Here is a 20,293-nt window from a genome sequence, read left to right on the forward strand (position 1 = left end):
AAAGCTTAAATTTATAATGGTTTTAATTAGAAAAGACGGCAGTAGGCATCGTACACGAGCTGGTGCAGTTCATTCCTTCGATTCGTACGATAGCCGTTACAGGACGGCGACAGCCCTGTTTGCTTGGTGTATAATCAACCAAGGGACCTAGGCTGCTGAGCCAAGTTCAAGCCTTTCTAACAAATAACCTTTAAGGAGTACTCCAAAATGACTAAAACGCTTATTTTCGGGCACAAAAACCCGGATACCGACACAATTACATCAGCGATTGCATACGCTGAGCTGAAAACAAAGCTTGGTGCTGACGTTGAGGCGATTCGCCTTGGGGACGTAAACGGTGAAACGCAATATGCGCTTGATTATTTCGGTATTGCTGCGCCCCGTTTGATTGAGAATGTTGCAGACGAGACAGATACGGTTATTTTGGTAGACCATAACGAACGTCAACAAAGCGCAAACGATATCGATAGAGTACGTGTTCTCGAGGTTATCGACCACCACCGTATTGCTAATTTTGAGACAAGCCACCCGGTATACTTCCGCGCTGAGCCAGTAGGCTGCACAGCGACGATTTTGAATAAATTGTATAAAGAGAACGGCGTAGAAATCCGTAAGGAAATTGCTGGTCTGATGCTGTCCGCTATCATTTCGGATTCCTTGCTGTTCAAATCGCCAACCTGCACAGAACAAGACGTTGCAGCAGCTCGCGAGCTTGCTGAAATTGCTGGCGTAAATGCGGAAAGCTATGGTCTTGACATGCTTAAAGCAGGCGCAGACCTAAGCGACAAAACCATTGCTCAATTGATCTCCCTTGATGCGAAAGAATTTGCGATGGGCAGCTATAAAGTTGAAATTGCACAGGTGAACGCGGTGGATACAAACGATGTGCTTTCCCGTCAGGCTGAGCTTGAAGCAGCTCTTACGGATATTATCGCAACGAAAGGCCTTGACCTGTTCGTGCTTGTTGTTACGGATATTTTGAACAATGATTCCGTAGCTCTTGCACTCGGCGCTCAAGCTCATGCGGTAGAGAAAGCTTACAACGTGACTTTGTCCGACAATAAAGCGGTATTGAAGGGCGTTGTTTCCCGCAAATCGCAAATCGTTCCTGTGCTTACAGAAACACTTAGCAGTCTGTAAGAAAAGCCGCTTGACCGTTTGGCAGAAGCAGTCTGAAGCTTGCTTGCAAGTTTCGGGCTGTTTTTTTGTTATGATGTTATACTAGAGCTGGATAATCGCACAACGAAGAAGGAGCGGACGGCATGTTTGCAATCAAGGAGTTCAGCAGTGAACTGGTTAAAGATCCATTTGGCATCTTATCCGGCAAGCGATATGAGATGGTGCTTGACCTGGAGATCCCCGAGGATGATGAGCTTGATCACGAGGAGGGCATTTCCCTGCGGGTCATTTATGTCATCGAGGAGAGTGGGCCGCGCATTGCCAAATACGAGTTTCTAACGATGACCACAAACACTTATCTTGACTTTGAGCTTGAGGAAGATGAAGAAAAGATGGTACTCGAATTTTGTTCGGAGCATTATAGCCAGACCGAATAGCCATAAGACGAAGTAGGGCACAAATGATTGTGTCCTATTTTTTTCTGCATTTTTTTCCATAAAACCCCTTCTATTTTTTCGGAATTATGCTAATATACTCACATATGACTTGAAAATTTGTCATTTTCGACAAGAAATGATAAGAATCAGGGAAATTTAAAAGATAGCAGGAGGATTATGATGAAGATGTTCAAAATGATGGTGGGTTTGCTGGCGGCTGTGCTGCTGCTGACAACAACGGCGTATGCTACCGAAGCTTCGCCGGAGGTAAATTGGGTTGAAGGCGGCAAAGCGGTGCAGGTGGAAGACATGGCCATGCTTAAGCTGGATCAATCGCTGCTTTATTTAAACAAGGCGGATACAAAAACGATTCAGGAATACATAGGCAATCATTGGTATGGAACGGAGCTCGGGAGTGTATTCCCGGCAGATGATAGCCAAAACTGGTTTGTTCTGTTCGAATATGAAGAAGTGGGTCATATCTCCGACAAGGAAAAGGACAAAATTGACGGGGACAAGCTGCTCAAAAGCTATAAGGAAGGAACCGAAGAGTCCAATAAGGAGCTTGCGGAAGAAGACCGCTTGTATGTGACGGGATGGCATACAGAGCCTTATTACAATGAAGCGGATCGTACGCTCGTTTGGGCTCTCGAAGCCAAAGACAGCGAAGGCTATCCTATCATTAATTACAACGTGAGAACCTTGACTCGCCAAGGTTATATCTCTACGCTATTAGTAACGGATCCGGAACGGTTGGATCAAGATGTTCAAACGCTTAATACACTTATTTTGCCTAACTTTACCGTTAAGGGCGGGCAGCTTTACACTGATTTTAATAAAGAAACGGATAAAGTGTCCGAGTATGGCTTGACGGGTCTGATATTAGGAGGAGCGGGCTTGCTTGCTGCTAAGAAAGCAGGGTTGCTTGTAGCGGGAGCTTTGCTTCTCAAAAAATTCTGGTTCGTTCTCCTTGCAATTCCTGCTGCTATTTGGTCTTGGTTTAAACGCCGCAGGGAAGCGGCAAAGGCCGGCGGTTACGAGGGGAATAATCAGGATACGCCTCAATAACCATGGAAGGAAGTTGACCTCTGATGGAGAGTGTAATTAAACGCAAGCTGACTGGGGACGAATTAAATGCGATTGCGGGGCAAGCCTTCAATCAAGTGACAACGGCGGCTACTGAGCTGACGGATGGATGGGCCAATGCGGCCTATCTGGTTGAGCTTGAGGATGGCCGCTCGGTCATCATTAAGGCGGCTCCGCCTGCGGGAACGAAGCTGATGAGCTATGAGCAGGGACTGATGAAGGCGGAGGTCGAGGTGCTGAAGCTTGTGAAACAGGCAGGCACTGTGCCGGTTCCATCTGTATATGCCCATGATGTTTCGGAATCTCTTGTGAACTGTGAGTATTTTATCATGGAGAAGCTGGATGGTGAGCCTTATAATAAAGTAAAGGGCAGCTTGACCGAGCAGGAGCGCAATCAGATCGATTACCAGCTTGGCGTTTATAACCGTCATCTGAATCAAATTCGGGGAGAGCGTTTTGGCCTTTATGCGGCTGATGAAGAAGCTAGCGCTTCATGGAGAGAGAGCTTTCATCGCTTGCTGCTCGGCATTCTTGCTGACGGCGAGAGCGAAGGCGTTCGTCTCCCGGCAGCATACGATGCGATCAGATCTGAGGTCGCGCTTCGGTTAGACGTATTGGATGAGGTTACAGACCCGAGACTGCTGCACTGGGATTTATGGGATGGCAATGTGTTCATCAAGGATGGAGCGGTGGAGGGAATCATTGATTTTGAGCGCGCGCTATGGGGCGACCCGCTGATGGAGCATTATTTTAGCCACTTCAATGGCTCTCCTTCCTTTCTGGAAGGGTATGGGATGGGTGAGCTGACGCCGCAGCAGCGGGGGAGAAGAGCGCTCTATGATTTGTATCTTGATCTTATCCTGCTGATTGAATGTCCTTTCCGCCAGTATGACGATCTTAATCATCTGAAATGGGCAGCTGAGAATATGGAGCAAGGCTGGAAACGTTTTTTGGAAGTCAGCTTTGAATAGCTCCGTCTAGGACGAAGTAAAAGGAAATAATAGCAATTATCGTTAGCAGCGGTGCCATGGATATGGTGGCCGCTGCTTTTTTTTGCAGGCTGCTTTAAAGCTTCTATATCATGATCTGCTCGCGCAGCGACCAAAACCCAAATGGTTAGTTCAACTTATTTAACTTACGATAATGGATGCGATAAGCGACCCTTTTGTTATGAGTCGGCAGCGTGCCGCATAACATTCAAAAACAGCTATTTTTTGCAAAACTATGCAGAGAGGAGCAGGAGATGAACAGGGCACACAAGGATATTGAGCAGACGGAGCAGTATGGCGCCCATAATTATCATCCCCTGCCGATTGTCATTAACCGCGCAGGGGGCGTTTGGGTGCAGGATTCGGAGGGCAGGCGCTACATGGATATGCTTAGCGCTTATTCGGCTTTGAACCAAGGGCATCGTCATCCGCGCATTATGGAGGCATTGATTGAGCAGGCAGGCAAGGTTACGCTCACTTCGCGAGCTTTTCATAACGAACTGCTAGGCTCGTTCTGTGAGAAGCTGGCCAAATACACGGGCAAAGAGCGGATTCTACCTATGAACACAGGAGCGGAAGCGGTCGAGACGGCTATTAAAGCGGTAAGGCGTTGGGCTTACCGAATTAAAGGCATCTCAGAGGATCAAGCGGAAATTATCGTTTTTGAAGGCAATTTTCACGGGCGGACGGTGACGCTTACCTCTTTCTCCTCAACAGAGGCGTACCGTCAAGGCTTTGGCCCGTTCACGCCTGGCTTTCGCATGATACCTTATGGGGATTTATCTGCATTAAAAGCAGCAATTCAGCCGAATACCGCAGCTGTCCTACTCGAGCCGATCCAAGGTGAGTCAGGTATTCGGATTCCAGCGGATGGCTTTCTTGCTGCTGCGGCACAGCTATGCAAAGAAGAGAAGGTGCTTCTCGTTGCGGATGAGATTCAAACCGGCTTCGGCCGCACGGGCCGTAGGTTCGCTTGCGATTGGGAAGGGGTTACCCCTGACATTTATATTATGGGCAAGGCGCTCGGTGGCGGAGTTCTGCCGGTGTCGGCGATCGCTGCTGACGGAACGGTCATGGACGTCTTTGAACCAGGCTCTCATGGTTCAACCTTCGGTGGAAATCCGCTCAGTTGTGCGGTTGCCATCGCTGCGATTGAGGTTGTCGAGGAGGAGCAGCTTGCTGCACGCTCGCTTCGGCTGGGCAGCTACATGATGGAGAAGCTGGCCGGGCTCGCGCATCCGGATATTTTAGAAATTCGGGGACGCGGCTTGTTCATTGCGCTTGAGCTAACGGTACCAGCAAGAGCTTATTGTGAGCAATTGATGCAGCAGGGACTGCTCTGCAAAGAAACCCATGATTATGTCATTCGGCTGGCTCCTCCGCTAGTCATTACAGAGAGTGAGATAGATTGGGCTTATGAACGAATAGCAGCTGTCTTCGCGACTAACGCCATGGCAGGGGAGTGACAGCGATGAGCAAGCAGCAACAGGTAGCGATTGTGGCCGTCCCCTTCGGGAAAGGGGCAGGCATTGCAGGAACGGAGCTCGGTCCGGCTCATATTTTGAATGCCGCAGGCCTTTTAGAAAAACTGACTGAGTTGAAAGTTGTCTGCCGTTTGGCGGAGGCGGTGTCCTTGCCCGCGGCTCCCTTGCCGATTCATGCAGGCAATGCCAAGCATTTGTCCGATGTGCATGAGGTTGCCAGTCAGCTTGCGGAGCGCATCTCGGATATTGTAGCGTCGGGCGATTTCCCTCTCGTGCTTGGCGGTGACCATAGCATTTCGATCGGAACGGTCGCGGGACTGGCTGGACATTATGAGAATCTTGGGGTTCTATGGTTCGATGCGCATTCGGATTTGAATACGGAGGATACGAGTCCCTCTGGCAATATTCATGGCATGTCACTGGGCATAAGTCTCGGAAGAGGCATTCCGCTGCTGACGGGCTTGAGAGGCATCTTACCCAAAATAAAACCGGAACATGTAGTCATCATAGGAGCAAGGTCGCTGGATACAGGCGAAAAGGAGTTTATCCGCAAGCTCGGCATTACTTGCTATACGATGCATGATATCGACCGCCTGGGTATCGCTAAGGTGATGGAAAAGGTAATTCAGCGGTTGGCGCAAACAACGGATGGCGTACATGTCAGCTTCGATATTGACAGCATCGATCCGATCGAAGCACCAGGTACAGGAACGCCGGTCAAAGGTGGCTTAAGCTACCGTGAAGCGCATCTTGCGCTTGAGCTTCTATACCAGTCGGGGCTTGTTACGTCGGCAGAATGGGTTGAGGTTAATCCGAGCCTCGATCATCATGATCAGACAGCTAAGCTTGCGGTAGAGCTCATCGGCACGCTGCTTGGCGATCAGATTTTGTAACGATGGCTGCGGCAGCCGCTTGAAGTGATTCGAATGGACAGGAGGAGTACGCCCATGCGGGAGCCATTTCAGAATGAGGCTTTTACCGATTTCTCAATTACGGACCATATCGTTGCGTTTCAGGAGGCGCTGCGTAAGGTAGAATCGGAGCTTGGACAGGAATACATGCTGAAGATCGGCCCAGATTGGGTAGAGACGATACAAAAACGCAAATCAATCAATCCATCCGATGTGAAGCAGTTGGTCGGCATCGTATCGCAAGCGGATACCGGGCTTGCTCATAAGGCGATTTTGGCGGGAGCGGCTGCCTTTGAGGAGTGGAAGAAAACAGCGCCTCTGGCAAGAGCGAGGGTGCTGTATAAGGCGTCAGCTTTGCTGCGGCGGCGCAAGCATGAGTTCTCCGCCTGGCTCGTTTACGAAGCGGGCAAAAGCTGGTCCGAAGCCGATGCCGATACCGCGGAGGCGATTGATTTTCTTGAATATTACGGCCGCGAGATGGAGCGGCTGTCAGAGCGTCAGCCCCTCGTTGCGCTGGCTGGCGAGGATAATGAGCTTGTGTACACTCCGCTTGGGGTCGGTATTATTATACCGCCATGGAATTTTCCGCTAGCAATACTCGCAGGGATGACCATGGCAGCAGTCGTTGCGGGCAATACGGTCGTTGTGAAGCCTGCGAGTGCGACGGCAGTCATTGCAGCCAAGTTTGTCGCGCTGTTGGAGGATGCAGGTCTGCCTGACGGCGTGGTTAATTTTCTCCCCGGAGCAGGCAGTGAAGTAGGCGATTTTCTGGTCGAGCATCCATTGACCCGTTTTGTTTGTTTTACGGGCTCCAGAGAGATCGGGCTTCGGATTAATGAGAAGGCCTCACAGACCCAGCAGGACCAAAAATGGATAAAGCGCGTCGTTGCCGAGATGGGCGGCAAGGATACGATCATTGTAGATGCGGATGCGGATCTGGAGCTGGCCGCCGATGCGATAACGGCTTCCGCCTTCGGCTATTCAGGGCAGAAATGCTCAGCATGCTCAAGGGCAGTCGTACATGAGCTTGTTTATGATGAGGTTATCGAGAAGGTAGTGGCACGTACGAAGCTGTTAAAGCTGGGCAAGGCCAGTGAGCAGGGTAATCATATAGGTCCGGTTATTGACGAGAGGGCGTATCTGAGCATATTAAAATATATTGAGGTGGGCCGAAGCGAAGGTGTTATTGTGCATGGCGGGAAAATCGGGGACAGCAGCGGTTATTTCATTGAACCAACGATCATTAAGGATGTAGCTCCCAATGCGCGTATCGCACAGGAGGAAATATTCGGTCCCGTATTGGCCTTTATCAAAGCCGACAACTTCGATGCGGCGCTTGATATCGCCAACAATACCGAATATGGCTTAACGGGAGCGGTCATCTCGCGGAACCGCAGCCGACTAGAGCAGGCCCGAGAGCAATTTCATGTAGGCAATCTGTACTTTAACCGCAAATGTACGGGCGCATTGGTGGGCGTACATCCTTTCGGCGGCTTTAATATGTCGGGTACGGATTCCAAAGCAGGCGGACGAGATTATTTGCTGCTCTTTATGCAAGCCAAAGTGGTATCCGAAAGGTTTTAGTCTTTAAATGCGGACGGATTGGGCAAGGATGATGCCAATCCGTTCAATTCCCCGCTCGATCTCCGTTTCATCGACATTAGTAGCATTTAGCTTCAATAGGTTCTCCTTTGGAAACGCAGTCAAATAATCACGTTCTATCGACTCGATGAGAATGGCTTCTTCCTTGAGCCGTTGGATGAGCCGTGGCATTGAAACCGTACGGTCAAGTGTGACATGCGTATGAATAATAGGCTGCTTTGGGCGCTGATAGACCATTAAACCTCTGCTGCGTAATGCCTCATTTGCAAGCGCGTTATCCAAGCATGCGGCTCTGGCGCTGTAGCGGCTGCGTATTTTGGAGCGGTGACGGTCAAACATGCCGCTTCGCAAATAAATTTCCAGCGCGGCTTGAGACAGCATGGAGCTGTCGATATCGCTTTGTTTTTTGTACAAACGGAAGGATGGGGTGAGCAAATCGGGTATGACGGCAATGCCGATCCGCAGACCGGGGAAAATAATTTTGGAATAGCTTTTTAAATAAATGACATGGGACGAGCCATCGTAAGCGAAGATAGGATCAGCCTTGCTGTCCTGCTCAAAGTCCGCCAGATAGTCATCTTCAACGATATATACATCATATTTGTCAGCCAGTTTAGCCAGCTGCTGTTTGTCTTTTTTGGTGAAAGAGCTGCCAAGCGGGTTATGAAACCGGGGCATGGAATAGTAAAATTTAATATCCTCCGTTCGAAACAGCTGCTCCAGTCGATCGAAATCAATGCCAGTGGAGGTTCGTTTGATGCCAATGACCGGAATCCCCCTCGTCTCCAAATATTCAATGAACAAATGATAGCCTGGCTGCTCAATCAGAATCTTTTCCTTTCCATTCGGGAAAGGCATAGCGGCCAGTAGTGACAGCGCCTGCTGGATCCCGGACACCACAAACAGATTCCGTTCGCTCGCAAATACTTGGTAGCCTGCCAGCTGCTTGCAGACGATATCGATCAGGGAGTCCATTCCTTTGACGGTGCCGTAAATGAATAAATCCTTCTGGTAAGTGTCGATCGCTTTGTTAATGCAATGCTGGAAGTCCAAATAAGGAAACAGAGCAGGATCTGGGGCAGAGGCGGCAAAATCGAGGATACCGTTAGGCGCGAAGTCGACAGCATCCGCGCGTTTGACGACATAGTAGCCGCTTTTTGGCATCGCATAAATGAGGTGTCGTTTCTCAAGCTCGTCCAACGCTTTGATGATGCTGCTCTTGCTGCAGCCAAACTGCGCGGCAAGCGTGCGAATGGAAGGAAGCTTCTGGCCATCCTTATACGGCTGCACCGATATTAATTGTTCTAGTTCGTTCATTAGCTTTAAATAGACATACATGGGGCAGCCTCCTTCGGTTATCTGTATCGGTACAGATGACTTTTTTGAACATTGTAGCATGTGGAGCGGGAAGATACGATAGAGCTACAATCGTATGATCAGGAGGCGCATCATGAAAACCGTTAATATTGATTCAAAAGGCAAACGTTTGGCCTATTCAGCCATCATCATTTATTCCATTATCGTAGGTCTCTCCTTCTTATTCGGTAAATTGGCTTTAACCGTCGCAAGCCCGCTAGACAGTCTTGCTCATCGCTTTACAATATCCTTTGCTGCGGCAACGATACCTGTGCTCTTCGGCTGGGTCAAACTAAAGCTAACCTTAAAAGATTTGCTAACGGTTCTTCCGCTCGCCGTCTTTTATCCGTCGATGTTTTTTGCTTTTCAAGCGTATGGACTGCAATATACGAGTTCCGCGGAAGCAGGCATCATCCATGCGACAGTGCCGATTTTCACCATGGTTGCAGCAGCCTATTTCTTAAAGGAGCGGACGACCAAACTGCAAAGGCTCTCAACCCTGCTCTCCGTTGCCGGCGTCATCTTCATATTTGTCATGAAAGGAAGCTCAATTGATCTAGCGAATGTCAAAGGAACGCTGCTTATTCTTTTGTCCGCGCTCTCCTTAGCAGGTTATAGCGTAATGGCAAGAAGGCTTGCTTCGCGCATGAAGGTTATGTCCATGACTTATGTGATGACGGCAATCGGCTTTCTTGTATTTAACCTGATGGCCGTCGGCAGTCATCTGGCTGAAGGGACGCTTGGTCATTATTTTACACCTTTTGCTCATCCGATATTTTTGATTTCCATTTTGTATCTAGGCGTATTATCCTCACTCGTATCCAGTCTGCTCAGCAACTACGCTTTGTCGAAGCTGGAGGCGTCTAAAGTTAGCGTGTTTAATCATCTAGCTACGCTCGTTTCGATTATCGGCGGCTTTATCTTTTTGAATGAACAGTTGGCTTATTATCATTTTGTAGGTGCGGCAGTCATCATAGTGGGCGTATTAGGCGCGAACGCAGCGGGAAGAAAAGGGCGGCGTGCCACCTCTTGAGCTGCGTCAGAAATAGGGCATGGGTGGCTAAAGTGAACAAGCCAAGATTGGTTATAACTGTTTTTTACGAAGACATCTTCCATCAATTGGGATATGCTCAATGGAGAATCATCATCTTCATGATGCAGATACATGCACTTGGAGTCAATGGACAAGGGAGACGTGCGGCGGTATGGCAATCGATTTGGATAAGTGGATTATAGAAGCGGATATTAGGAGTATGCAGTCTGCTATGGAAGCGGGCGTACTAAGCTCTGAACAGTTGACTAAAACGTATATCGAACGGATTCGGGCTTATGATAAGGAGCTTCGTTCCGTCATGGAAATTAACCCGGATGCAGTCGCGATTGCAAAAGCATTGGATATAGAACGTTTGGAGCGTGGAAGCAGAGGACGAATGCACGGCATTCCTATTTTGTTGAAGGACAATATCGATACCCACGATAAAATGCATACCAGTGCGGGCTCCCTGGCGCTAGCGGATTCCGTGGCATCCCGTGACTCGTTTGTAGCGGCTCAGTTACGCAAAGCTGGGGCTGTATTGCTTGGCAAAGCAAATATGACGGAGTGGGCTAACTTTATGTCTGGCACGATGTGGGCGGGGTACAGCTCCAGAGGCGGGCAAGTGCTTAATCCTTATGGGCCCGGAGAGTTGTTTATCGGAGGCTCCAGCTCAGGCTCTGCCGCGGCAACAGCGGCAAATTTGGCGGCTGCCGCTGTAGGAACGGAAACCTCCGGTTCGATTATAGGCCCGGCTTGCCAAACCTCTTTGGTAGGCATTAAACCAACGATCGGGCTAGTCAGCCGTACCGGCATTATTCCGATTACGAATAGCCAGGATACCGCGGGGCCTATGGCGCGTTCGGTAGCGGATGCGGCTATCCTGCTTGGTGCGTTAACGGGTGCGGATGAACATGATCCGGTCACTGTGCCAGGCGCGCAGTATGCCTATCAGGATTACACGCCATTTTTGGATGCTGAATTTATTAAGCAGGCACGGATTGGCGTTCCGCGTTTTTATTATGGGCATCTGGACGCGGATAGGCTTGCGGTGATTGAAGCGGCCATAACCATGTTGAAGGATGCTGGTGCGTCAATCATTGATTCGGTGGAGCTTGCGTGTGAGCAGACGAAGTGGGACGGGGATGTGATGCGCTATGAGTTTAAAAAATATGTGAATGACTATTTGGGAGCATTGGATGAATCCGTACCCATCCATTCCCTAGCAGAGCTGATAGCCTATAATGAAGCCCACGCGGAAGTTGCTTTGAAGTATGGGCAGGGGACGCTGCTTTGGGCAGAGGAAACCAGCGGTACGCTGACCGAGCAGGAGTATTTGGACAGCAAAGCCAGAAACCAAGAGCTGGCGGGTAGGTTAGGCATTGATCTTGCCTTGGAGCAGCATGGTTTGGATGCTTTATTGTTTTTTGGCTGCGATGAAGGCGACGATCTTGCAGCGAGAGCAGGGTATCCGGTTATTACCGTACCGGGCGGCTTTGCTGACAATGGAATCATTGCGCCGGGCGGCTACTCGACCAAGGGACCGCAGGGAATCACATTCATCGGTCCCGCCTTCAGTGAGCCGACCCTGATCAAAATCGCGTACGGTTTCGAGCAGGCGACGAGACACCGCGCGGCTCCTGAAGCTTTCTCCTAAATGGTTTAGCAAGGTAATGTCCACATAAGACAAAGTAGAGTTATCAAAATAAAGGCGCAGGCAGCACAGGGGATAACCTCCCCAGCCGCTCTGGCGCCTGTTTTCATTAGATTCGGTTTACAGCCGAATTTTAAATGATTTTTTCGTTAATGGATAGAGCCATTTCACGCCGCTAGGCGTGAGGGTATCGGCAATAAGATGGGAGAGGTAGCCGAGCATGGCAACGATGGCTACGCCTTCCACTTGCAGCTGGTTTTCGAGCCCCCAGCCGATGGCTCCCCAAATCGGTACGGCCCAGATCGTATGGGTCATGCCGCGATGCTTAAGCCACGGTACCCATGCGGCAAAAAGGCCGAAGCCAATGAGCCAGTTCATTTGGTAATAATAACCCGCATACATGACGATGCAGCCAACCGTGCTGGCGAGCACGTTTCGGATAACACCCTGCTTGGCGACAAGTCCAAGAAGGAAGACAGCAGCTGCAACACCTATATATAAAGGGGAAGGCGATCGATCGGTAAAAAAATAATAACAAATGATGCCGGCGAGCAAAATGCCTGACCAAAGGGTGAATTCGCGGATCAGCTTGGATATTTTGCTAAGCTTGCTGCTTAGCATGCTTGGGCCGTCGAGATCGGCGCTCAGCGCGGAGAAACCGGCAACCGCTATATACAACGCGGCATTTTCTAAGGAAAAGGGGTAATATACAGAGGCCGCTGCCCCTACGGCAGCTCCAATGGCGAGATGGGTCTTTCCTGTCATAGTTCCTCCTGTGACTGACGATGCGTAATTGTGAATTATGGCAGTCGATTATAGTTGTTCACGGTTGACCTGCTCGTTGCGAATCATTTGTTCAAGCTTCTCTACTAGCTGGTCGTGGGACGGGTCTTTTTTTCCGAAGCTGAACAGTCTCTTCCGATTTTGCTTCTTAAGCAATTGGAGCAGATAAAGCTTTTCTTTCAATGTAAGCATGTGGGTATAGAACCTCCAGTCTAAGTGCCATGCCGGGCGATGGAATTTCTTAAAATATAGGAAAGTATATCATTTCGCCATCCTTTCTCTATATTTCTCGGAATGAAACGCGCTGCGCCGCCAGAGCGGCAACTGTTTTTTTATCATTATAATGGAAAGACAAGAGGCAAGGAAGGCGAACACGTAAAATTACTTGGGGTGCCGGAGAGCTGCAAGGGTTGAGAATCCGGCTAACGAATCTGTCTGTGTCATGCGTCTGCTGCAAAGCTGTATCCTTTAATTGCGGCAATGAGCAGCGCTATGAATTACATGTTATAATAGGCTTTAGGACATATAGGGTTGGTGGGATAATGATGGAAAATCAAATGGCCGCAGCATGCGATGATTCTTGCGCAGGCTCGGAGGTCAATATAGAGAATGTACGCAGTAAATTGATTCCGGAGACTACCGCTCTCCAACTAGCTGATTTGTTTAAGGCACTAGGTGATCCGACGCGGGTGAAAATGATCCATGCGCTCGTTCAATCGGAGCTGTGCGTTCACGATCTCACGCAAGTGCTCGGAATGGGCCAATCGGCCGTTTCCCACCAGCTTCGGCTGCTTCGGAACATGCGAATTGTTAAGCGTAGAAAGGTTGGCAAGACCGTCTATTATTCACTTGACGACGATCACGTAGAGCAAATTTTTTTACTGACGCTTCAGCATTTGAAGCATGAATAATAATCGGCGAAGGCTGCTCAGCAGGGAGATGATCCCTTGGGTGGCCTTTTTTATATGCGACAGGAACGTTATAAAAATCGCTTGATTTTTAGTAAAAATAATATATAATTTTACTTATCTTGCGGAAATCGCTTACATGATAGCGTATGCTTTTGAGCTTTAGATTGATGACAAGTGCATTCAGAAGGGAACGGTACAATGGCCACCATTAAGGATATTGCGCTGAAAGCCAAGGTATCGATTGCAACCGTATCGCGGGTGCTGAATTATGATCCGGGCATTTCAGTCGCGGATGAAACTCGTAAACGAATTTTTGAGGTTGCTCAGGAGCTTAACTACAAAACGCTTCGCCAGCGCAACGGAACTGTCGTCAAAGAGCGTTACAAGGTTGGACTGGTGAACTGGTATTCGGATCAGGAGGAAATGCTCGATCCTTATTATTTGGCGATTCGTTTAGGCATTGAACGTGAATGCTTTCAGCGGCAAATTGAGTTGGTCAAATTTTTTGTACATGGGAATACAGGGAACAAAGGATTGCCCTGCGAGTCTCTGGATGGCATCATTGCCATTGGCCGTTTCGAGAAAGAGGACTTGGATTGCTTTCCCGAAGGCTTTGAAAACATTGTTTTCGTCGATTCGACGCCGGATGACAATCGTTTTGATTCCGTTGTGATCGATTTGAGAAAGTCTGTGTTCGAGGTGCTTGATTATCTAGTAGGGCTTGGCCATGCAGCCATTGGTTATATAGGTGGGCATAATAAAGTAAATGACAAACGAGTAAGAGACGAGCGCGAGCTGGTCTTTATGGAGTGGCTGTCCAAACGGGGCTTGTTTCATGCCGAATATGTTTTTACGGGCGATCATTTATATTCGGAGGATGGCTACATGCTCATGAAGAAGGCGATTAGTGCTCCACATCGTCCGACTGCGTTTTTTATCGAAAATGATTCCATGGCGGTTGGGGCGCTTCGCGCACTTCATGAAGCTAATCTCCGCGTACCGCAAGAGGTATCGATTGTCGGCTTTAACGATATTGCCATTTCTGAATTTCTACAGCCGCCGCTGACGACGGTTAAAGTGCATATGGAGCATATGGGCGAGACTGCGGTGGAGCTGCTTGCTGATCGGATGGCACATAAACGTGAAATTTCGAAAAAAATCGTGCTGCCGACCCGTTTGCAATTGCGTGCCAGCAGTGCGATGCCTTCGAATGGATAAAGCTTCGACAAAACTCACGGAGGTGGCCGGCATGGCGTCGCTATTGAACGGTCAGAGCGTTCTGCCAGCAGTGCATAAGCTTAAGGACGTGGAGGCTGTGCTAGCTTCTCCTTATTCCTATATGGTGCTGCTTGGCGGGCATTTGGGGCAATTAAAAAATATTGTGGATTTGGTAGGCCAGCATGGCAAAAAGGTACTGCTGCATGCCGATCTCATCGACGGCCTGAAAAACGACGAATATGCAGCAGAATTTCTGTGCCAGACGATTCGGCCTGCCGGAATCATCTCGACTCGTTCAAGCGTAATCGGACGGACCAAGCAGAATGGACTGATTGCCATCCAAAGGCTGTTTCTGATCGATTCGGATGCGCTGGAGCGAAGCTATTCGGTACTGGACAAGATCCGTCCTGATTTTATTGAAGTGCTGCCAGGGGTCATCCCCGATATTATAAGCGAGGTTAAGCAGCGCAGCGGCATTCCCATTATCGCGGGGGGGCTGATTCGGACCTCGGAGCATGTGAAGCAGGCTTTGGAAGCAGGCGCTTCGGCAATTACGACATCAAGGAAGGATCTATGGAAGACCGGGAACTAGAGCCGGCTTCATAGCAAGGAGGAGACTAATTGGAAACGTATATTTTATCTCTTGATCAAGGCACGACAAGCACGCGCGCGCTGCTCGTCGACCGGAGCGGAACGATTGTGGATATGGTAAGGGAGGATCTTCCACTCCAATACCCGCATGCAGGGTGGGTGGAGGCGGATGCTCTATTTATATGGGAATCAACGAAAAAGGTGATGGCTGAGCTGTTGACTAAAACGGGCATTGCCGCCGAACAAATTGCAGGAATCGGCATTACGAACCAACGTGAGACTACAGTGGTGTGGGACAAAGCGACAGGCCAGCCGATTTATCCAGCAATTATATGGCAATCCCGGCAAACGGCAGGGATTAGTGACGGACTGAAGCAAGCGGGTTACGAACGGGTCTTTCACGAGAAGACAGGTCTGCTCATTGATGCCTATTTTTCCGGCACGAAGGTGAACTGGCTGCTGGAGCATGTGGAGGGCGCGCGGGCGCGGGCAGAGAATGGTGAGCTTCTGTTTGGTACGATCGATACTTGGCTGATCTGGAACCTGACCGGCGGAGCCGTGCATGTTACGGATGTGACGAACGCTTCCCGCACCTTGATGTTCAACATCCATGAGCGGAGCTGGGATGATGAGCTGCTGCACATTCTGAATATTCCTAAAGCGATGCTGCCGGAAGTTCGTTCTTCTTCGGAGGTGTACGGACATTTGGAGGAGAAGCTGTTAGGGCGCAGCATACCGGTGGCTGGCGCTGCGGGCGACCAGCAAGCGGCGTTGTTCGGTCAAAATGCTTACGAAGAAGGCTGTACCAAAAATACGTACGGGACCGGCTGCTTTATGTTGATGAATACGGGAACCAAGGCGATTGTGTCAGAGAAAGGGCTGCTTACCACGATTGCATGGGAAGTGGGCGGCAAGCTGGAGTATGCGCTTGAGGGCAGTGTGTTTGTAGCTGGCGCGGCCATCCAATGGCTTCGCGACGGGCTGGAGCTTATCGAATCTGCTACTGAATCGGAAGCGCTGGCGGAGCAGGTAGAAGGCACGGAAGGCGTATATGTAGTTCCCGCTTTTGTTGGACTGGGAACGCCTTATTGGAACAGCGATGTGAGAGGTGCGGTGTTTGGGCTGACCAGAGGCACCTCGAAGGCTCATTTTGTAAGGGCGGTGCTGGAATCGCTGGCCTACCAGACCAAGGATGTTCTCTCTGTGATGGAGGAAGAATCAGGTCTGCCGCTTCAATCGCTTTCTGTGGATGGCGGGGCTGTGGCAAACAACCTGCTTATGCAGTTCCAAAGCGATCTGCTGGGCGTTCCGGTTGAGCGGCCGGTGGTTAACGAATCAACGGCGCTCGGAGCCGCTTATTTGGCCGGGCTTGCAGTTGGATTTTGGCAAAATCGTGAGGAGCTTGCTAATCTTCGGAAGGTGGATAAGGTGTTTACGCCTATGATGGAAGATGAACAGCGAGACTCCCTATATAGCGGCTGGCATCGCGCGGTCAAAGCCGCCATGGCTTTTGCGCAATAATTATGGTATACTAATTCCAAGTTAATAACGGTTGGAGATCAGGAGAAACCACAAGAACCGCTTCCAAGCCCTTTATAGGGATGGGGAAGCGGTTTGCGTGGTTTCTCTTTTTTTATAGTATAACCATTTTTCGGATTTTCAAATTAGCCAAAAGACGGCGACAGCCGTTTCACCTTGTACAGGGCTTCTTTTATACAGGAGTGAGTAGCCAGCAGCATCTGGCAGAATACTAAATAAATAGAGGATCGGGAGGGCAACATGATGACAAACAATCAAACAAAAGAAATTTTCGCAGCAAAAAATAGGGAGCAGGTGCTGCAGGAGATGCAGCGTTCGCCTTTGGATGTATTGGTAATCGGCGGTGGCATTACAGGAGCAGGCATAGCGCTGGATGCGGCTGCTAGGGGAATGAAGGTAGCGCTCGTGGAAATGCAGGATTTTGCTGCGGGCACATCGAGCCGTTCAACTAAGCTTGTGCATGGGGGCCTTCGGTATTTGAAGCAATTTGAAATTGGTGTTGTGGCAGAGGTGGGTAAAGAACGTGCGATTGTATATGAGAACGGGCCGCATGTGACAACACCAGAATGGATGCTGCTGCCGCTGTATAAAGGCGGTACCTTCGGCAAGTTTTCGACGTCGATTGGCTTGCGCGTATACGACTTTCTGGCGGGTGTTAAGCGTAAGGAGCGGCGGGAAATGTTGAGTGTGGCGGACACGCTCTCCAAGGAGCCGCTGCTGAAACGCGATGGCCTGAAGGGCGGCGGTTATTATGTGGAATACCGGACGGACGATGCGCGCCTGACCATTGAAGTGATGAAGAAAGCTGTAGAGACGGGTGCTCTATCGGTTAACTATGCGAAGGTAGAGACGCTGCGCTATGGACAGGACGGAAAAATAACAGGCGCGTTGGTGAAAGATACGATTAGCGGTAAGGAATTTGAGATTGCAGCTGCGAAAATCATTAACGCAACCGGTCCTTGGGTCGATGACATTCGCCAGATGGACGGATCGAAGAAGGGGAAAACGCTGCGTTTGACCAAGGGCGTGCATATTGTTTTCGACAAGAGCAGATTTCCGCTTCGGCAAGCGGTGTATTTTGACACACCGGACGGACGGATGGTATTCGCGATTCCTCGCGCGGGCAAAACCTATTTCGGCACAACCGATACCAACTATAAAGGCAATACGGTTAATCCAGTCATGACGCTGGAGGATCGTACGTATTTGCTGCAGGCGGTTAATTTTATGTTCCCGAGTCTGAAGCTGGTGGAAGAAGATGTAGAGTCGAGCTGGGCAGGACTTCGTCCGCTTATTCAACAAGAAGGAAAATCACCTTCGGAAATTTCGCGGCGCGATGAAATCTTTGTATCGGACTCCGGCTTGATCTCGATCGCAGGGGGCAAGCTTACCGGCTATCGCAAAATGGCCGAGACTGTTGTTAACAAAGTAGTGGAGCTGGTCGGAGCCGAAGGCGGCAAGAGCTATGCGGCCAGCGAAACCAAGCGGATACCGATGTCGGGCGGGGATTTAGGCGGTTCCGCCGGTTTTGAAGCCTTTGTGCAAAGAAAAACGAAGGAAGGCGCTCAGTTTGGCTTCGGCAAGGAAGAAGCAGCGTTTCTTGCGCAGCGCTACGGGTCCAATGTGGATGCATTGTTCGCGCTCGCTAAGAGTGCTTCCGAGCAGGCAGCGGCCTTTAAGCTGCCGCTCGTGCTGGCCACGCAGCTTCGTTACTCCCTTGAAGCGGAAATGACCGTAAAGCCGGCCGATTTCTTCATTCGGCGTACGGGCGATTTGTTTTTCCGCATTGGCTACGTACAGCAATGGAAAGAGCCGGTTATCGCGGCCATGGCGGAGCTTCTTCACTGGACGCAGGAGCAGCGCGATGCGTATACCGTGGAGCTAGAAGAGAAGCTGGTAGAGGCGGTCGAGCCTTTGCAGGCTTAATCAATGCATAGAGGATGCTTGAGAAAATAAGCAAGTTAGCCTTAAATAAAAATTTAGCAAAGAAGGGACGCAGAAATGCGTCTCTTCTTTGTTATGGTTTGCTCGAAAAATAAGGATAAGTTGGTTTTTTATTTGTATTCCATCCAAGATAGGGTTGCATGATAGGAAAGTTTTTCATATAATATACATATGAGCATGTATTCATATGTTATTTGATTAAGGTCACAGAGATAAAGGATAGCATGGTGATGAAGCTTGAATAAGCGAAACAACTGATTAGAGTAATAAAACTGATGAAATGATTGGATATGATGCAAACTAATCAAACTGGTTTGCAATGAAGCGGGGGAATGAAAGATGAGCAGCAAAGACGAACAAGCAAGAAAGGAAAGGAATGCTCTACCCGGAGTTGAGAATTCTCAAACCGTACAAGCGCACTCCCATTTACGTAGTGACAAGAGTGATGATGATGGACACAGCCACGAAGATAAGCAAGGGGGCAAGCATGATCATAGCCACGAGGATATCCAAGGGCATGAGCACGGGCATAGCCATGAGCATACTAAAGGGCGCAAGAAAGGACACGATCATGGACATAGTCATAGTCATGGTCACCATGGGCATTCGCATGCGCCCAATAATAAAGCGGGGCTGCTGATCGCACTTATCATTACGGCAAGTATTATGGTATTGGAATTTGTGGGTGGCCTAGTTACGAACTCCTTGGCGCTGCTGTCCGATTCCGGACACATGCTGAGTGATACCGCTGCTTTGGCGCTTAGCTTGGTGGCGATGTGGTTTGCGGTTCGTCCAAAGTCATCTAGCCGCACCTTTGGTTTTCACCGTTTTGAAATATTAGCCGCCTTGCTCAATGGCGTTACATTATTCGTAATCGCGGCATTTATTGTTGCGGAAGCGATCAAGCGATTCGCAGAGCCGCCAACGGTGGCAAGCGGGTCCATGATGATTATCGCGATAATTGGCTTGCTTGCCAACCTTGCCAGTGCATGGTTTCTGATGCGGAAGGCCGATATTAAGGAAAATTTAAACGTACGCAGCGCTTATCTTCATGTCCTGGGAGACGCAATCGGCTCTGTAGGCGCGATTGTCGCTGGTATTTTAATGTCTTTATTTTCTTGGTATATCGCCGATCCGATTATAAGCGTTATCGTTGCATTGCTGATTTTGAAGAGCGCATGGGGGATCATACAGTCGACCGTTCATATTTTGATGGAAGGAACGCCTGCGCATGTGGATGCCGAGCAAGTCAAGCAGACGCTGCTTCGCATTTCTGGTGTAAAGGATGTCCATGACTTGCATATTTGGACAATTACGTCGGGGCTCGATTCCTTAAGCTGCCATCTGACCGTAGAGGACAACGTAGATTGCCAAAATGTATTACAGGAAGCGATTCAGCAAATCGCAGAAGACTTTCATATTGAGCATACGACGATCCAAATCGAAAAATCTGAACTGAAGCATCCGGTTCTAAAAGTGTAGCTTGAGCCGTATAATCTCAATCCCAAAAAGCTGCTGCTAACACCGATACAGTATGAAGAAGAGATACGACCACATAGAAAAGTACTCAAACTACAGAACATGCTTATATACTTGATTTTCTACTGTAGTTCAACTTATATAGTTTGAGAGAAAT

The 20,293-nt window shown here is 49.4% G+C and carries 18 protein-coding genes; 15 read left to right on the forward strand and 3 right to left on the reverse strand.

Going from position 1 to position 20,293, the window contains the following annotated elements; translation table 11 throughout:
• The first annotated feature begins 207 nt into the window (after positions 1 to 207).
• The 7 genes from E0496_RS18955 (at position 208) to pruA (ending at position 7,610) form a co-directional block, all read left to right on the forward strand.
• Positions 208 to 1,140 carry a manganese-dependent inorganic pyrophosphatase gene (locus E0496_RS18955; protein WP_139990453.1) on the forward strand — a complete coding sequence of 311 codons (933 nt, stop codon included), beginning with the start codon at positions 208 to 210 and terminating at the stop codon, positions 1,138 to 1,140.
• 122 nt (positions 1,141 to 1,262) lie between these two features.
• Positions 1,263 to 1,556: a DUF6509 family protein gene (locus E0496_RS18960; protein ID WP_141503430.1), complete on the forward strand. Its 294-nt coding sequence runs from the start codon at positions 1,263 to 1,265 to the stop codon at positions 1,554 to 1,556.
• 180 nt (positions 1,557 to 1,736) lie between these two features.
• Positions 1,737 to 2,624: a DUF2167 domain-containing protein gene (locus tag E0496_RS18965; RefSeq protein ID WP_161601487.1), complete on the forward strand. Its 888-nt coding sequence runs from the start codon at positions 1,737 to 1,739 to the stop codon at positions 2,622 to 2,624.
• A 23-nt stretch (positions 2,625 to 2,647) separates the two neighbouring features.
• Positions 2,648 to 3,613, forward strand: coding sequence for a phosphotransferase family protein (locus E0496_RS18970; protein WP_141503432.1), 966 nt, complete (start codon positions 2,648 to 2,650; stop codon positions 3,611 to 3,613).
• A 272-nt stretch (positions 3,614 to 3,885) separates the two neighbouring features.
• The gene (locus E0496_RS18975; RefSeq protein ID WP_141503433.1) at positions 3,886 to 5,097 is read left to right on the forward strand and encodes an ornithine--oxo-acid transaminase; all 1,212 of its coding nucleotides are present in this window, start codon (positions 3,886 to 3,888) and stop codon (positions 5,095 to 5,097) included.
• Between the two features lie 5 nt (positions 5,098 to 5,102).
• A complete protein-coding gene (gene rocF, locus E0496_RS18980; protein ID WP_141503434.1) occupies positions 5,103 to 6,008 on the forward strand; it encodes an arginase in 906 nt (301 codons plus the stop codon).
• Positions 6,009 to 6,062: 54 nt separating this feature from the next.
• The gene (gene pruA, locus E0496_RS18985; RefSeq protein ID WP_141503435.1) at positions 6,063 to 7,610 is read left to right on the forward strand and encodes an L-glutamate gamma-semialdehyde dehydrogenase; all 1,548 of its coding nucleotides are present in this window, start codon (positions 6,063 to 6,065) and stop codon (positions 7,608 to 7,610) included.
• Positions 7,611 to 7,613: 3 nt separating this feature from the next.
• Here the strand turns inward: pruA and E0496_RS18990 are convergent, their stop codons facing one another.
• Complete coding sequence (locus tag E0496_RS18990; protein WP_141503436.1) at positions 7,614 to 8,966, reverse strand: aminotransferase-like domain-containing protein; 1,353 nt, start codon at positions 8,964 to 8,966, stop codon at positions 7,614 to 7,616.
• Between the two features lie 112 nt (positions 8,967 to 9,078).
• On the opposite strand from E0496_RS18990, the gene E0496_RS18995 reads away from it, so the two are divergent.
• Both E0496_RS18995 and E0496_RS19000 read left to right on the forward strand, forming a co-directional pair.
• Complete coding sequence (locus tag E0496_RS18995; protein WP_141503437.1) at positions 9,079 to 10,017, forward strand: DMT family transporter; 939 nt, start codon at positions 9,079 to 9,081, stop codon at positions 10,015 to 10,017.
• A gap of 172 nt (positions 10,018 to 10,189) precedes the next feature.
• Positions 10,190 to 11,674, forward strand: coding sequence for an amidase family protein (locus E0496_RS19000; protein WP_141503438.1), 1,485 nt, complete (start codon positions 10,190 to 10,192; stop codon positions 11,672 to 11,674).
• 117 nt (positions 11,675 to 11,791) lie between these two features.
• Here the strand turns inward: E0496_RS19000 and E0496_RS19005 are convergent, their stop codons facing one another.
• Together E0496_RS19005 and E0496_RS35640 are read right to left on the reverse strand one after the other, a co-directional pair.
• Complete coding sequence (locus E0496_RS19005; RefSeq protein WP_141503439.1) at positions 11,792 to 12,436, reverse strand: metal-dependent hydrolase; 645 nt, start codon at positions 12,434 to 12,436, stop codon at positions 11,792 to 11,794.
• Between the two features lie 48 nt (positions 12,437 to 12,484).
• A complete protein-coding gene (locus E0496_RS35640; RefSeq protein WP_161601488.1) occupies positions 12,485 to 12,646 on the reverse strand; it encodes a hypothetical protein in 162 nt (53 codons plus the stop codon).
• Positions 12,647 to 12,999: 353 nt separating this feature from the next.
• Between E0496_RS35640 and E0496_RS19010 the strand changes: the two genes are divergently transcribed.
• The 6 genes from E0496_RS19010 (at position 13,000) to E0496_RS19035 (ending at position 20,139) form a co-directional block, all read left to right on the forward strand.
• Positions 13,000 to 13,365, forward strand: coding sequence for an ArsR/SmtB family transcription factor (locus tag E0496_RS19010; protein WP_139990464.1), 366 nt, complete (start codon positions 13,000 to 13,002; stop codon positions 13,363 to 13,365).
• A 198-nt stretch (positions 13,366 to 13,563) separates the two neighbouring features.
• Positions 13,564 to 14,583, forward strand: coding sequence for a LacI family DNA-binding transcriptional regulator (locus tag E0496_RS19015; protein ID WP_141503440.1), 1,020 nt, complete (start codon positions 13,564 to 13,566; stop codon positions 14,581 to 14,583).
• Positions 14,584 to 14,614: 31 nt separating this feature from the next.
• Positions 14,615 to 15,175, forward strand: coding sequence for a glycerol-3-phosphate responsive antiterminator (locus tag E0496_RS19020; RefSeq protein WP_139990466.1), 561 nt, complete (start codon positions 14,615 to 14,617; stop codon positions 15,173 to 15,175).
• A 29-nt stretch (positions 15,176 to 15,204) separates the two neighbouring features.
• Positions 15,205 to 16,695: a glycerol kinase GlpK gene (gene glpK / locus E0496_RS19025; protein WP_141503441.1), complete on the forward strand. Its 1,491-nt coding sequence runs from the start codon at positions 15,205 to 15,207 to the stop codon at positions 16,693 to 16,695.
• 261 nt (positions 16,696 to 16,956) lie between these two features.
• A complete protein-coding gene (locus E0496_RS19030) occupies positions 16,957 to 18,639 on the forward strand; it encodes a glycerol-3-phosphate dehydrogenase/oxidase (protein WP_141503483.1) in 1,683 nt (560 codons plus the stop codon).
• A 525-nt stretch (positions 18,640 to 19,164) separates the two neighbouring features.
• Positions 19,165 to 20,139, forward strand: a complete 975-nt coding sequence (locus E0496_RS19035; protein WP_421924254.1) for a cation diffusion facilitator family transporter — start codon at positions 19,165 to 19,167, stop codon at positions 20,137 to 20,139.
• Positions 20,140 to 20,293: the final 154 nt, after the last annotated feature.

The organism is Paenibacillus luteus (genome assembly GCF_006542765.1).
Classification (GTDB): domain Bacteria; phylum Bacillota; class Bacilli; order Paenibacillales; family Paenibacillaceae; genus Pristimantibacillus; species Pristimantibacillus luteus.